The sequence below is a fragment of the Methylophilus sp. Leaf414 genome (genome assembly GCF_001425425.1).
In the GTDB taxonomy this organism is placed as follows: domain Bacteria; phylum Pseudomonadota; class Gammaproteobacteria; order Burkholderiales; family Methylophilaceae; genus Methylophilus.
This window is the reverse complement of sequence record NZ_LMQQ01000001.1, coordinates 660517-674207: the sequence shown is the minus strand read 5'-3', so window position 1 is coordinate 674207 and position 13691 is coordinate 660517. Positions and strand designations below refer to the sequence as shown.

16 protein-coding genes are annotated in these 13691 nt (G+C 50.5%); 9 read left to right on the top strand and 7 right to left on the bottom strand.

All coding sequences use genetic code 11. The annotated features are described in order from the left end of the window. Positions 1-17 precede the first annotated feature (17 nt). Both ASG24_RS03305 and ASG24_RS03300 read right to left on the bottom strand, forming a co-directional pair. Positions 18-947 (bottom strand): electron transfer flavoprotein subunit alpha/FixB family protein, encoded by a 930-nt coding sequence (locus ASG24_RS03305; protein ID WP_055867781.1) that lies wholly within the window; start codon positions 945-947, stop codon positions 18-20. Beyond that, the gene (locus tag ASG24_RS03300; protein WP_055867778.1) at positions 944-1696 is read right to left on the bottom strand and encodes an electron transfer flavoprotein subunit beta/FixA family protein; all 753 of its coding nucleotides are present in this window, start codon (positions 1694-1696) and stop codon (positions 944-946) included. Before ASG24_RS03300 ends, ASG24_RS03305 begins: the two co-directional genes overlap by 4 nt. Before the next feature lie 150 nt (positions 1697-1846). Here ASG24_RS03300 and ASG24_RS03295 point away from each other — a divergent pair, with 150 nt between their 5' ends. Next, complete coding sequence (locus ASG24_RS03295; protein WP_055826279.1) at positions 1847-2785, top strand: LysR family transcriptional regulator; 939 nt, start codon at positions 1847-1849, stop codon at positions 2783-2785. Between the two features lie 28 nt (positions 2786-2813). Further along, complete coding sequence (locus ASG24_RS03290) at positions 2814-4460, top strand: electron transfer flavoprotein-ubiquinone oxidoreductase (protein WP_055867776.1); 1647 nt, start codon at positions 2814-2816, stop codon at positions 4458-4460. Positions 4461-5265: 805 nt separating this feature from the next. Here ASG24_RS03290 and ftsX read toward each other — a convergent pair. Genes ftsX through ftsY form a run of 3 tightly spaced genes read right to left on the bottom strand, consistent with a single transcriptional unit; the run spans position 5266 to position 7874 of the window. Further along, positions 5266-6156, bottom strand: coding sequence for a permease-like cell division protein FtsX (gene ftsX, locus ASG24_RS03285; protein ID WP_055867774.1), 891 nt, complete (start codon positions 6154-6156; stop codon positions 5266-5268). Beyond that, a complete protein-coding gene (gene ftsE / locus ASG24_RS03280; protein WP_055826274.1) occupies positions 6153-6830 on the bottom strand; it encodes a cell division ATP-binding protein FtsE in 678 nt (225 codons plus the stop codon). Before ftsE ends, ftsX begins: the two co-directional genes overlap by 4 nt. A 60-nt stretch (positions 6831-6890) precedes the next feature. Further along, the gene (gene ftsY, locus ASG24_RS03275) at positions 6891-7874 is read right to left on the bottom strand and encodes a signal recognition particle-docking protein FtsY (RefSeq protein WP_055867771.1); all 984 of its coding nucleotides are present in this window, start codon (positions 7872-7874) and stop codon (positions 6891-6893) included. Positions 7875-8068: 194 nt separating this feature from the next. On the opposite strand from ftsY, the gene ASG24_RS03270 reads away from it, so the two are divergent. Together ASG24_RS03270 and ASG24_RS03265 are read left to right on the top strand one after the other, a co-directional pair. Beyond that, complete coding sequence (locus ASG24_RS03270; RefSeq protein WP_055867769.1) at positions 8069-9442, top strand: pitrilysin family protein; 1374 nt, start codon at positions 8069-8071, stop codon at positions 9440-9442. A 62-nt stretch (positions 9443-9504) separates the two neighbouring features. After that, complete coding sequence (locus tag ASG24_RS03265; protein ID WP_055867767.1) at positions 9505-10815, top strand: pitrilysin family protein; 1311 nt, start codon at positions 9505-9507, stop codon at positions 10813-10815. A 59-nt stretch (positions 10816-10874) separates the two neighbouring features. On the opposite strand, the gene ASG24_RS03260 is transcribed toward ASG24_RS03265, so the two are convergent. Continuing rightward, complete coding sequence (locus ASG24_RS03260; protein WP_055867764.1) at positions 10875-11081, bottom strand: PLDc N-terminal domain-containing protein; 207 nt, start codon at positions 11079-11081, stop codon at positions 10875-10877. 123 nt (positions 11082-11204) lie between these two features. On the opposite strand from ASG24_RS03260, the gene rsmD reads away from it, so the two are divergent. Genes rsmD through ASG24_RS03235 form a run of 5 tightly spaced genes read left to right on the top strand, consistent with a single transcriptional unit; the run spans position 11205 to position 13239 of the window. Continuing rightward, on the top strand, positions 11205-11765 hold the full coding sequence (rsmD, locus tag ASG24_RS03255) for a 16S rRNA (guanine(966)-N(2))-methyltransferase RsmD (RefSeq protein WP_055867761.1): 561 nt from the start codon (positions 11205-11207) through the stop codon (positions 11763-11765). Between the two features lie 31 nt (positions 11766-11796). Further along, entirely contained in the window at positions 11797-12282 is a 486-nt protein-coding gene (gene coaD / locus ASG24_RS03250; RefSeq protein ID WP_055826263.1) for a pantetheine-phosphate adenylyltransferase, read from the top strand. An 8-nt stretch (positions 12283-12290) separates the two neighbouring features. Then, a complete protein-coding gene (locus tag ASG24_RS03245; RefSeq protein WP_055826260.1) occupies positions 12291-12539 on the top strand; it encodes a YfhL family 4Fe-4S dicluster ferredoxin in 249 nt (82 codons plus the stop codon). Between the two features lie 39 nt (positions 12540-12578). Continuing rightward, complete coding sequence (gene gloA / locus ASG24_RS03240; RefSeq protein WP_055867758.1) at positions 12579-12986, top strand: lactoylglutathione lyase; 408 nt, start codon at positions 12579-12581, stop codon at positions 12984-12986. Continuing rightward, positions 12979-13239, top strand: a complete 261-nt coding sequence (locus ASG24_RS03235; protein ID WP_055867755.1) for a hypothetical protein — start codon at positions 12979-12981, stop codon at positions 13237-13239. Before gloA ends, ASG24_RS03235 begins: the two co-directional genes overlap by 8 nt. A 15-nt stretch (positions 13240-13254) precedes the next feature. Here the strand turns inward: ASG24_RS03235 and ASG24_RS03230 are convergent, their stop codons facing one another. Next, complete coding sequence (locus ASG24_RS03230; RefSeq protein WP_229007732.1) at positions 13255-13479, bottom strand: hypothetical protein; 225 nt, start codon at positions 13477-13479, stop codon at positions 13255-13257. Between the last annotated feature and the right edge of the window lie 212 nt (positions 13480-13691).

The following is a 13691-nucleotide window of genomic DNA, read 5'->3' as shown; positions in this document are numbered from 1 at the left end:
TGAATTTAAAGGGATTATTATAACGCAGCTGTCAACTGAGGCACGACTTCAAACAAGTCTGCCACCAGGCCGTAGTCTGCAATCTTGAAGATTTGTGCTTCCGGGTCCTGGTTAATAGCCACAACCACTTTGCTGTCCTTCATGCCGTACGCATGCTGGATGGCGCCGGAAATACCGACGGCGATATACAGTTCGGGGGCAACCACTACGCCGGTCTGTCCCACTTGTAAATCGTTGGGCGCATAACCGGCATCTACGGCTGCACGGCTGGCGCCAATGGCTGCATGCAGTTTATCCGCCAATGGCGCGATCACCTGGGCGAAAGCATCTGCACTACCTAGGGCGCGGCCACCGGAAACCACCACTTTGGCAGCAGTCAGGGCGGGGCGTTCGGATTTGTTAAATGCTTCAGATACCCAGCGGCTGCCTTGCGGGGCGGCTGGCGTTGCAATTGCTTTAATCTCTGCTGTAGCGCCAGACGGTGCAGCGGCAAATTTGCTGCCGCGCACGGTTAACACTTGCGTCGCATCCTGGTTATGCACGGTTGCCAGTACGTTACCGGCATAAATGCCACGCACGTAAGTGTTACGATCCAGAATCTCCAGCACGTCGGACAGCATATTCACATCCAGCAAGGCAGCAACGCGAGGCAGCACATTTTTGCTAAAGGCGCTGTGCGCAGCAAGCACTACGTTGTAATTGGCAGCCAGCGGCACGATGATATCAGCCAGGTGTTCGGCAGTCGGATGTTGCAAGGCCGCATCACTTGCGACCAATACGCTATTCACACCCTGTAAGGCGGCAATCTGTGAGGCCAGGGCATCTGGCTGGGCCCCGGCAATTAGCACATCTACCGGTTGCTTCCAATGCTGCGCAGCAGTGATGGCACGCGCGAGCTGTTCATTCAAATGCTGGCCGTCGTGTTCGGCAATAATCAGTGTGCTCATCCCAAAATCCCCTCATGCGTACGCAATTTGCTCAGTAATTCATTCACATCTTTCACCATCACGCCAGCTGGGCGGGCAGGTGGTGTGGCAACTTTCAGTTGCTGCACATTGTGGCTGAGGGAGACATTCAGGGAGTCCAATGGTACGTTTTCCAGTGGTTTTTTTCTCGCCATCATCAGGTTAGGCAGTTTGACATAGCGTGGTTCGTTCAGGCGCAAGTCAGCAGTAATCACGGCTGGCAGGCTGACAGCCAGTGTTTGCGTACCACCATCAATTTCACGGACTACAGTCGCCTGGTTACCTTCAATCGTGATTTGCGAAGCGTAAGTGGCTTGCGGCAATTTCAGCAAGGCTGCCAGCATCTGGCCAGTTTGGCCAGCATCATCATCAATGGCCTGTTTACCGAGTAAAATCAGGTTTGGCTGTTCGCGCTCTACTACCGCTTTCAATACTTTAGCCACACCCAGGGAATGCAAGGTTTCCTGTGTCTCAATCAGCATGGCGCGGTCTGCACCCATCGCCAGCGCGTGGCGCAATATATCCTGGTTGGCCGCGCCACCGATAGTCACTGCAACGATCTCGCTGACGATGCCTTTTTCTTTCAGGCGAATGGCTTCTTCAATCGCGTTTTCATCGAAAGGGTTGATGCCCATCTTGACGCCATCAATATCCACATTGGAACCGTCGGCTTTCACGCGGACTTGAATGTTATAATCAACGACCCTTTTGATCGCTATTAATGCTTTCATAAAACGTTGCTTTCTCTGAGATGTTCTTGCTCGTAACCGAGCATTTTAAGCTAGCTTGTAATATTTATTAAATTGATTATTATAATAATATATATCTATTTTATAGATTGATATTGATGCGACGTAAATCTCGCATAATCCTTTTACTTAATGAAATACACCCTCAGGCAATTAGAGATTTTCGTCGCCATCAGCCGGGCTGGCAGTGTCTCCCGTGCCTGTGAGCAACTGGCCCTGTCTCAATCCGCTGCCAGCACCGCCTTGATCGAGCTGGAAAAGCAATTTGAAATCCAGTTGTTTGACCGCGTCGGTAAAAGCCTGCGTATCAATGAATCCGGGCAACAATTACTGCCTAAAGCCGTCGAGTTGCTGGACCGCGCCCGCGAAATCGAACGCATGCTGCATGGCCAGCAAGGCTATGGGCATTTGAAAATAGGCGCTACACTCACCGTCGGCAATTACCTGGTCACCTTGCTGGTTGCCAAATTCCTGCAGCAATATCCCCAAAGCCACATCCAGCTACAAGTGCAAAATACCCGTACCATCGTTGAGCAAATTGCGAATCATACACTGGATTTGGGTATGATAGAGGGCGAGTGTAATCATCCGGATATTGCTGTAGCGCCCTGGATTGCAGATGAGCTGGTCATTTTTGCCGCACCTTCGCATCCTTTGGCGCTATTAGCGCAGACAGGTAAAACCATCTATAAGTCTGACTTGCTGTTGCAGCCGTGGATAGTGCGTGAAAAAGGCTCTGGTACACGTGAGACATTTGACCGCGCATTCAGCCAGGATTATTCCAGGCTCAATATCACGCTGGAGCTGGAACATACCGAGGCCATCAAGCGTGCGGTGGAGTCGGGGCTGGGCATAGGCTGTATTTCCAGGCTGGCACTTAAAGATGCATTCCGGCGCGGCAGCCTGGTGCCGATCGAAAACCATAGTTTGCAGTTTCACCGAAATTTTTATTTTTTATGGCATAGACAAAAGTACCAGACCGGCGGTATCCGCCAGTTCCTGGCGTTTTGCCAGGCGTTCACCCAAGGGGCGACGCGTAGCGATTTAATTGATATCCCGGCAATTGCCTAATGGCGGGAACCTGAATGTTGGAGGAAGCATGGAAAGAGATGTAATGGAATATGATGTGCTGATTGTCGGGGCTGGCCCGGCAGGATTATCAGCCGCCATCCGTCTCAAGCAATTAGCACAGACGCAAGGTCAGGAACTGAGTGTTTGTATTCTGGAAAAGGGTGCCGAAGTCGGCAGTCATATCTTTTCCGGTGCAGTGCTGGACCCCAGGGCCTTGCAGGAGCTATTGCCAGACTGGCAAGCTTTGGGCGCGCCTTTGAATACGCCGGTGGGTAAGGATACTTTTGTCGTGCTGGGTAAGGAAAAAGACTGGGCATTGCCCGATTGGACTTTGCCGCCGCTGATGCGCAATCACGGCAACTATATTGTCAGCCTGGGTGAAGTCTGCCGCTGGCTGGCTACGCAAGCGGAAGAATTGGGTGTGGAAATCTACACCGGCTTTTCTGCACAAACGCCAAGTTATGATGACGCCGGCCGCATGGTAGGCGTGATTACCGGTGACATGGGGTTAGATAAACAAGGTAATCCCACGGGAAATTACACGCCTGGGATCGAGATCCGTGCCAAATATACCCTGGTGGCCGAAGGCACACGTGGTTCGCTGACCAAACAGCTGGAAGCACGTTATGGTTTACGCGCGGCTTCCAGTCCGGCCAAATACGGATTGGGCTTCAAAGAAATCTGGCGCATCAAACCGGACCTGCATCAGAAAGGCCTGATTGAGCATACGTTAGGCTGGCCGCTGGATGCTAATACCGGTGGCGGTGGCTTTATCTATCATCATGGTGAAAACCAGGTGTCAGTCGGCTATGTGGTGCACCTGGATTACAGCAATCCGTACCTGTCTTTATTTGATATTTTCCAGACCTATAAAACCCACCCGAAACTGAAAGCATTGCTGGAAGGCGGGCAACGCATCAGTTACGGCGCACGTGCTATTTCAGAAGGTGGCATACAGGCTTTGCCAGAGTTGGCATTTCCCGGTGGTGCATTGCTGGGATGCAGCGCTGGCTTGGTAAATGTGCCCAAGATCAAGGGTAGCCACTACGCAATGAAATCCGGCATGCTGGCGGCAGAATCGGTGTTCGATGCCATTCAGCAGGGCGCACCGGAAATATTAACCAGTTATCCGCAAAAGCTGCGGGCATCGTGGGTATGGCAGGATTTAACTGCTGTGCGCAACGTGAAACCTTACTTGTCGCGTTGGGGCACGTGGGTAGGCACTGTGCTGGGTGGTGCGGAAATGTGGTTGTCCGGCTTTGGTATTACTTTGCCCTGGACTTTGAAACACACCACTGCTGATCATTCCACGCTGGATGAAGCCAAAAATAGTCGGCAGCCTGAGTATGCCAAGCCAGATGGCGTGCTGACTTTTGATAAACTGAGCTCGGTTAGCCTGTGCAATATCGGGCATGATGACCAGCAGCCGTGCCATTTGAAACTGACGGTGAGAGATATTCCAGAACGGGTTAATCTGCCGAAGTATGCGGGCCCGGAACAGCGGTATTGCCCGGCGGGGGTGTATGAGTTTATCGAGCAGGAAGGGGCGCAAGTGTTGCAGATTAATGCGCAGAATTGCATTCATTGCAAAACCTGCGATATCAAGGACCCGACGCAGAATATTACCTGGGTACCGCCGGAGGGGGGGAGTGGGCCGAATTATGTTGCGCAGTGATTAGGTGAGTTTCGCTACTCGGCGAGGTACTTTTCTTTACTAGTACAAACTGGTGGACTGACGCAGAGCGAGAAATGCACTTGCTGTGAGGGTTTAATCGGTATGTCTTTGGGTGGTTCAGTGCTTCATTTGTGCTCTGATTCGGCATTTTCTTTCGCCCCTCGGCGAGTGTCTTTTCTTTGCGTGCCCAAAGAAAAGACACCAAAAGAAAGGGCACCCTAGCTTCCGCTTGTATCCTGCGTTGCTCATCAACGTGGGCGTCCAACGTAACTCGCCCTAGCGGCTTGCACACTGCGCAAGCCACCGTGGAACTCGAACAGACGCTGGCCGACCCCTCCCACGCTGACTGCGCTACTCGGCGCGTCAGATAGGGGACCCGGAAAAGCACTACGCGGTGAGTGAGGTGATGCTCTTCAGATGGCATCCCGCTCTACTAGCGCAATAAAACAAATACTTAGTTGCTAAGCGCCCTCTGCGCATGGGTTTTCACTGATCGCACATCGTGGTGGTGTTGACTTCGGGCCCCTATCTGACGCGCCGAGTAGCGGAATCAAAATAATGAGGAAGGGAGCGACTGTATGAGTTCCGTGGTGGCCTGCGTCCTGTGCAGGCCGCTAGGGCGAGTTTCGCGACCGCTTATTTGATGAGCAACGCAGGAAACAAGCGGAAGCTAGGGTGCATTTCTTTTGGTTACGTTTGCTTTGGGCAAGCAAATAAAAGTAACTTGCCTAGAGGCGAAAAGCAACCTTCCAATCATCCAAAGAAATACCGATTACAGCATACAGCCTGAGCCTGTAAACACAGTTCAGCGTTTCTGCGTCAACGCAATAAACGCCGCTATCCAGCCTATCAACGTCGAAGCCAATAAAATCAACCCACCAATATTCACCAGATGAAACACCAACTGGAAGTTGCTCTGGTAATTATTAGCCAGCAATTGCACGGGCTGTTTCAGATTCCAGACAATCGCAAACAACAAGCCAACCGCAATCAAGCCACCACCCAAGCCATACACACTACCCATATATAAAAACGGGCGGCGGATAAAGCTGTGTGTCGCCCCAATCAAACGGCTCACTTCAATCTCGGCTTCATGTGTCAGCACTTGCATGCGTACCGTGTTGCTGATCACTGTGATCATCGCAATCCCCAGCAGGCTGGCAAAGATCAGCGCAATGCGTTTACCAAGCACCAGCATGGAGTTCAGGCGCTCCATCCACACGCTATCTATCACCAGTTCTTCCACTTCTGCCCGCGCTTGCAAGCTGTCTTTCACCGATTTGGCGGTAGCTGGCTGTGTATCTGCCAGCGTGATAAACAGGGCATCTGGTAATGGGTTTTGCGGCAAATCCGCAAGCAGGTCTTTTTGCAGGAACTGTTCCCCAAGCTGTTTTATCGCTTCTTCTTTGGGGACAAAGCGTACTTCTTTTACCTGGGGCAATTCCTGCACGTCATTAATCAGGCGTTGTATTACATTGCCGTTCAACGCAGGTTTGAGGAATGCACTCATCTGCGCATCCTGCTTGATGGAGCGCGATACATCTTGCAGATTGTCGAGACCGACAAATAGCAGACCTGGCAAGGTGACGGTGATACCAATCACCATGCAGATGGTTAGTGTGTTTAGCCAATGCGATTTCAGTCTCTGCATGACCAGTTGAATGGCAAGGGTATGTTGATTCAACCAGTTTTTCATAGCATGCCTACCTGTGCTGGCATTGCCGTGATTGTTTGCTGGTCTATATGCAAGGTCCTGTAGGCGATGGTGCTGACCTGCGCCACATCGTGCATGGCGATGACAACGGTGACGCCGACATCATTAAACGCTTTGAGCAGTTGCATGATTTCCAGGGATGCGACCCTGTCTAATCCGCCGGTAGGTTCATCGGCAATCACAATCGAGGGGCGGCTTACTACCGCACGTGCAATGGCAAGCCGCTGTTGTTCCCCACCAGACAAGGTGATCGGCATGGCTTTTTCTTTGTTTAGCAAGCCTACTTTGTCCAAGGCAGCACGCACACGGCGGGCAGCTTCTTCGCCGGTAATGCCCTGTATGCTTAGTGGGAGGGCGACATTTTCAAAGCTGTTACGGTCATACAGTAGTTTGTGATCCTGGAACACCAGCCCAAAACGGCGGCGCAGGTAGGGAATGGCGTTTTGATGCAACTGGCTGATATCCTGTTCATTGATCAGGATATGGCCGCCAGAGGGCGCTTCTATGCCTGCCATCAGTTTAAGCAGGGTGCTTTTACCGGCACCGGACTGGCCAGTGATCAGCACAAAGTCACCTTTTTCTATGTTGAAACTGACCTGGCGGAACAGGTGCGCGCTATTCGGGTAGCGCATGCTGACGTTGTTAAATGCAATCATGTTTGAATCATCTGGTGTTAACAGCCTGGTTTAACAATGGATAGTCAAATACTGCCACGTCTAATCAATCAGGGCATCAATAAAGTCATTGGCGTCAAATGGACGCAAGTCATCAATACTTTCGCCGACACCGATAAAACGTACTGGGGTGCTATGTGCAGATTGCTGGCTCAAATGCGCAATCGCTGCAATCACGCCGCCTTTGGCAGTGCCGTCCAGTTTGGTTAGTGCCAGGCCGGTGACGCCAAGCGCATCGTTAAAAGCTTTCAGCTGGTTAACCGCGTTCTGGCCTGTGTTGGCATCCAGCACCAGCAGGATTTCATGCGGTGCACCTGGCAATGCCTTGTCAATCACGCGCTGGACTTTCTTGATCTCATCCATCAGGTGCAACTGTGTCGGCAAACGGCCGGCGGTGTCGGCAATCACCACATCTATTTTCCTGGCAATAGCCGAGTTGACTGCATCATAAATCACTGCGGCAGGGTCGCCACTTTCCGAGGCAATCACATGTACATCGTTACGCTCTCCCCATACCTGCAATTGTTCACGTGCTGCAGCACGAAAAGTATCACCTGCCGCGATCAAAACGCTGTGCCCTTGTGCCTGCAGGTATTTTGCCAGTTTGCCTATGGTGGTGGTTTTACCGGCACCATTGACGCCGACCATCATCATCACATAAGGCTGGTGGCCGCTGACATCCAGCGGCACTTGCAACGGAGAGAGCAGGTCAGAAAGCGTTTCTTTCAGCGCCTGCTTTAATGCAATGGTGTCTTGTAATTCTTGCCGTTTGACGCGGGCGCGTAGCTGCTCTAGCAAATGCTGTGTGGCATTGATACCGACATCCGAGGTCAACAGGATAGTTTCCAGTTCCTCATAAATGTCTTCATCTATCTTGCCGCCACCGAATAAGGCGCTTAGTTGACCGCCCAACTGCTGGCGGGTTTTCGCCAGGCCATTTTTGAGGCGTTGTGCCCAGCTCAGGCTGGTAGTTTCTTCAGGAGGAGGGGCAGAAGACTCGGTTTTTTTGGCAAAGGGATTGAACATGGCAGCTTAAAACTCGGTAATATGGTTATTTTATGCCGAATCGCGTTTTACCGCCACGGCAAAGGCGTTCTGGAATATATGTGTTGTACAGATAACGTTATAGTCTGGCGAACTTAGTAGTCAAGCATTCGGTCACACCTCTGCTTTTAAAACCTGTTTCTATAGTGATTTCATCCATGACAAAAAGTTTTCCCATGCGTCACCAGGCAATCTTGATTCTGGCTACTTTATTAAATGCCAGTCACTTGCAAGCGGCCGAAATTGTGCAAACCACCTTGAAAAATGGCCTCAAGGTGATTGTGCAGGAAGACCACCGGGCGCCGGTGGTGGTTTCACAAGTATGGTACCGCGCCGGCTCGCTGGACGAGGTCAATGGCAAAACAGGGGTTGCCCATGTGCTGGAACACATGATGTTCAAGGGCACGAAAAAAGTCCCGGCCGGACAGTTTTCACGCCAGGTGGCAGCCGCAGGCGGTAAGGAAAATGCGTTTACCAGCAAGGATTACACCTGTTATTTCCAGCAGCTGGAAAAATCCAAACTGCCATTATCATTCAAGCTGGAAGCTGATCGTATGGCCAATCTGCAGATTACCGATGCCGAATTTGCCAAGGAAATTGAAGTGGTCAAGGAGGAGCGTCGCTGGCGTACAGAAGATAAACCTCAGTCGCGTGTCAATGAACAGTTTGAAGCATCATCTTATCGTGCGCATCCTTATGGCCGCCCGGTGGTGGGGTTTATGAACGACCTCGACAACATGACGGCACAAGATGCTCGTGACTGGTACAACACCTGGTACACACCCAACAATGTCACCGTCGTGGTGGTCGGGGATGTCAATGCCAAAGAAGTATTCAAGCTGGCGCAAGACACGTTCGGCAAGCTGGCGGCCAAACCGTTGCCTGTGCGTAAACCCCAGGTGGAACCCGCACAGCTGGGTGAGCGGCGTGCGATTGTCAAGGCACCGGCCAAGTTACCTTATTTTACGATGGGCTTTCACGCGCCAGCCATGAAAAACGGGTCTGCTTACAATGAGCAGGATTGGGAGCCATACGCGCTGGAAGTGTTATCCAGTATTTTAAGTGGCAATGATGCATCGCGACTCAACCAGAAACTGGTCCGTGAGCAGGCGATTGCGCTGGATGTAGATAGTGGTTATGACGGTACCAACCGTGGCCAGGAGTCGACGTTTGAGATTGCTGCTTCACCCAGTGAAGGCGTCGCACTGGAGGCACTGCAAAAAGCCATTTGGGAGCTGGTGGAAGAAGTGAAGAACAAGGGTGTTACGGCTGCCGAGTTGCACAGGGTAAAAGCCGCCGTGATTGCCGCAGATGTCTATAAACGGGATTCCATGTTTTACCAGGCGATGCAGATCGGCCAACTGGAAACCATGGGTTATCCATTAAGCCTGCTGGAAAAAAACGCAGCACGCGTACAGGCAGTGACTTCCGAGCAAGTGCAGGCGGTAGCCAGGAAATATCTGGTCCCGGACCAGATGACCCTGGTTACGCTGGATCCGCAACCGATGGACCCGAATGCCAAACCGGCCGGGCGACCACACCAGCATTAAAGGTGGCAATAAATTTAAATCCGTAACGGAAATCGCGTAACACACGTTGTGTAGGAAACAGAATGAAAGCTTTTAAGTATTTAAAAATCACGCTGCTGGCATTGTTGCTGCAAAGCCATGCCATCAATGTGCTGGCTGGTTTGAACATTCAGCACTGGACCACCGCACAGGGCAGTGAGGTCTATTTTGTTGAAAACCATGCTTTGCCTATGATGGATATCAGTGTCAATTTCCCGGCAGGCAGCGCGCACGATTCGCCGGAAACTTCAGGCGCTGCGGGAGTGACGCAACACCTGATGGCACTCGTCGCTGGCGGGCTGGATGAAGAAACCCTGACCAACCGTTTTGCCGATATTGGCGCTGTGCTTGGTGGTAACTTTGATGCGGACCGTGCCGGATTCAAGTTACGTACACTGACCAGTGAGCAGGACGGTGCGATGGAAGCCTTCAGTTTTGTGTTGCACAAACCCGACTTTCCCGAGGCGGTATTGAAGCGTGAACAGGCGCGGATTGTTGCTGGCTTGCAGGAAGCCGAAACCGAGCCTGACAGCATCGCGCAAAAAGCGTTTATGCGCTCTCTGTATGGCACGCATCCTTATAGTCTCGACCAGAGCGGTGAAATCGATACCGTGCAATCCTTAACCGTGACGCACTTGCGCCAGTTTTATGAGACACATTACACAGCCAAGTCAGCAGTTATCTCGCTGATAGGCGATTTAACGGCGGCACAGGCCAAACAGATTGCCGAGCGTCTGAGTGCAGGTTTGCCGCAAGGCCCGGCGGTGGCAGCGGTGCCGCCAGTACCAGCGCTGAAAACTGCCAGCGTGAAAAAGTTACCGCATCCTGCCTTGCAGGCGCATATTCTGTTGGGCCAGCCCGGTAACAAGCGCGGTGATGCAGATTTCTTCCCGCTATATGTCGGTAACTATATTTTAGGGGGTGGCGGTTTTGTTTCACGGCTGACCGAAGAAGTACGTGAAAAACGCGGCCTGGCGTACAGCGTTTATAGCTATTTTCTACCGATGGCAGAGTTAGGCCCGTTCCAGATCGGCTTGCAAACCAAGAAAGAGCAGGCGGAAGAAGGATTGCAGCTGGTCAAGCAAACCGTACAGCAGTTTATTGATAAAGGTGTGACCGAAAAAGAACTGCAGGCAGCCAAGGATAACCTGATCGGTGGTTTTCCGTTACGTATCGACAGCAATGGCAAGATTCTGGAATATTTGAATATTATTGGCTTCTACAAATTGCCGCTGGACTACCTGGACAGTTTTAATGATCGCGTTGCGCAAGTGACTGTGCAGCAAGTGAATGATGCATTCAAACGTCGCTTGCATCCGGAGAATTTTGCTACCGTGATTGTTGGATCCGAGTAAGCTGAGTGAAAAAGGAAAGCCGACAAATTGTCGGCTTTTTTGATAATGGCTTGATTGTTTTAAAGTACTGAACCCTTACGTTTTTTGCGTGCCAGGAAGTAATATAAAACAGCTCCCACCAGATTAAGGAAGAAAATCACCAGGAACCAGACCAGTTTGTCTTCTTTCTGATCGGCAAGGCAATCGACCAGCATCCATACCCAAAACAATGTTAGCGCTAACCCTATCAAGCTGCCTATCAGACCAAATCCAAATAAAAATTCCATGTGATTTCCTTTATTAATTGCTGTGAATAATAGCACGCTCTGTTTTATGGGTTAAACGCGATGCCTTCTGTATGCATCCCCTTTATAATGCTGACCTGGTCGCTAGTGAATTGAGTAGTATTCATGAATCAAGTTCGTCTAAATGCAGGGGTCTGGCGTAGTCGGGTATTAAAGTTTCCTGATGCTGAGGGCTTGCGTCCTACCTCTGATCGCGTGCGTCAAACCTTGTTTAACTGGCTGGGTCAAGAGCTGACAGGAAAAACCTGCCTGGATTTATTTGCCGGCACCGGCGCGCTAGGGTTTGAAGCGCTATCTCGCAATGCAAACAAAGTCACCATGCTGGAACTCGCCAAAGCGCCATTCCAGGCCTTGGTGCAGAATCAGCGATTGCTGGATGCGACAAAAGCCGATATCCGCCAGGCAGATGCACTGAAATTCCTGACTCAAAACACGCAACGATACGATGTTATTTTTTGCGATCCGCCGTACCATAAACAATGGCTGGATAAATTGCTGCCACACTTGGCTGCCCATTTGTCCAATGACGGCTGGTTGTATGTAGAAGCCGAATATGCGTTAAAATCTGATTCTGACTGGCAAGTGGTCAAGTCTGGCAAGGCAGGGCAAGTCTATTACCATCTGTTGCAGCCAGCAATCACGCCAGCGTCAGCAACAGCTGTCTAAGCGTGCGCATGATTTTCGGGAATATCAGTGAATGAGCAAAACCAGAATTGCAGTCTATCCGGGTACTTTTGACCCGATTACCATGGGACATGAAGATATTGTGCGCCGTGCTGCCAACCTGTTTGACGATGTCATCGTGGCCGTGGCTGGCAGTACCAGCAAACAAACCCTGTTCAGCCTGCAAGAGCGTGTGGCATTGGCGCAATCGGTATTTGCCGGCGAGAACATCAAAGTGGTGGGTTTTGATGGCTTGTTAATGCAATTTGTACAATCACAGGGCGCGCAAATGGTCATCCGCGGATTACGCGCCGCCAGCGATTTTGAATACGAATTCCAGCTGGCAGGCATGAACCGCAAGCTGTACCCAAAACTGGAAACCTTGTTTATGACGCCGGCAGAAGAGTATATGTTTATTTCATCCAGCCTGGTGCGAGAAGTTGCCCGTCTGGGCGGTGATGTAAACCAGTTTGTTTCTCCTGGCGTTGAAGCGGCTATCAAACAAAAGCTGGCGGCTTAATACTACGTATGTCTTTATTTATTACTGATGAATGCATTAATTGCGATGTGTGCGAGCCCGTGTGCCCTAATGAAGCCATATCGCAAGGCGAAGAGATTTATGAAATCAATCCTGACCTGTGCACGCAATGCGTAGGACATTTTGAAGAGCCGCAATGCCAGCAGGTATGCCCGATCAGTTGTATTCCGCTAGACCCGGATCGACCGGAAACCCAGGAACAGTTAATGGAAAAATACTTGCGCATTACCAGTGTGTAAGTATCAATATTGAGAGCAGTAATAATATAAGGGGTAATGATGCGAATTTTACATACCATGTTGCGCGTTGGTGATTTACAACGTTCTATCGATTTTTACACTGGCGTGTTGGGTATGAAATTAATTCGTACCCAGGATTACCCGGATGGCGAATTCACGCTGGCATTCGTCGGTTATGGCAACGAATACAACAATACGGTGCTGGAATTGACCTACAACTATGGCAAATCTAGTTACGATATGGGTGCAGCCTATGGCCATATGGCGATTGAAGTGGATGATGCCTACCAGGCCTGTGAACAGGTGAAAGCCCAGGGCGGCAAGGTGATACGTGAAGCCGGGCCGATGAAACACGGCACGATTATAATTGCGTTTATTGAAGACCCGGACGGCTATAAGATCGAATTTATCCAGAAGGGGACTATCGATTATCCGCAGCATGTCTAACCAAGCGCATTTGCTTGAGGCCGTGGAACTGGCGCAGGTCAGTGACTGGGATGCTGCGCACAAGATTGCGCAGGATTACAGTGACTCCACGGCAAACTGGATACATGCGGTGTTGCATAAAGTCGAAGGGGATACCTGGAATAGTAAATACTGGTATGCGAAAACCGATGGCCGCAAGTATGAGGATTATGCAGATGATGTACAAAGTGAACTGGAGGCCATTAGGCAGTTATTGGCTTCTAACCTGAAGTAATACCAGGATTGTTAACTAAGTTTCAGATTCTACAGCGTGACGATGGGTCACAAAAATTCCCCATAGCGATTGCACAAAAAGACCTATCACTGTGCCTGAAAAAAACAGCATCACCACTGCAATCACACTCATGAACAACAAAAAACCATCCTGAACCCACGCGCCTTGCGGGGCCATGGATTGCCAGATACTCAGCAATTGTTGTATCAATCGATTTTCATCCATCTGTTTTATATCCATCAAATATGACCATGATGCGTTATATAGTTCATTGTCTTGCACATTCATTGCAATAAAGGTGCTCAATCCCTGCTTATAACCCTGAGCCTATTTCAATGTGGGCCAAATCGGTGCACTTTTTAAATCCAGTTAAAAAAATCCGTAGCATGATTTTTTTAAGCTTATGATTTTTAAGTGGAAAATCTCAATATAGAGGTGGCCTGCTTGTTGCT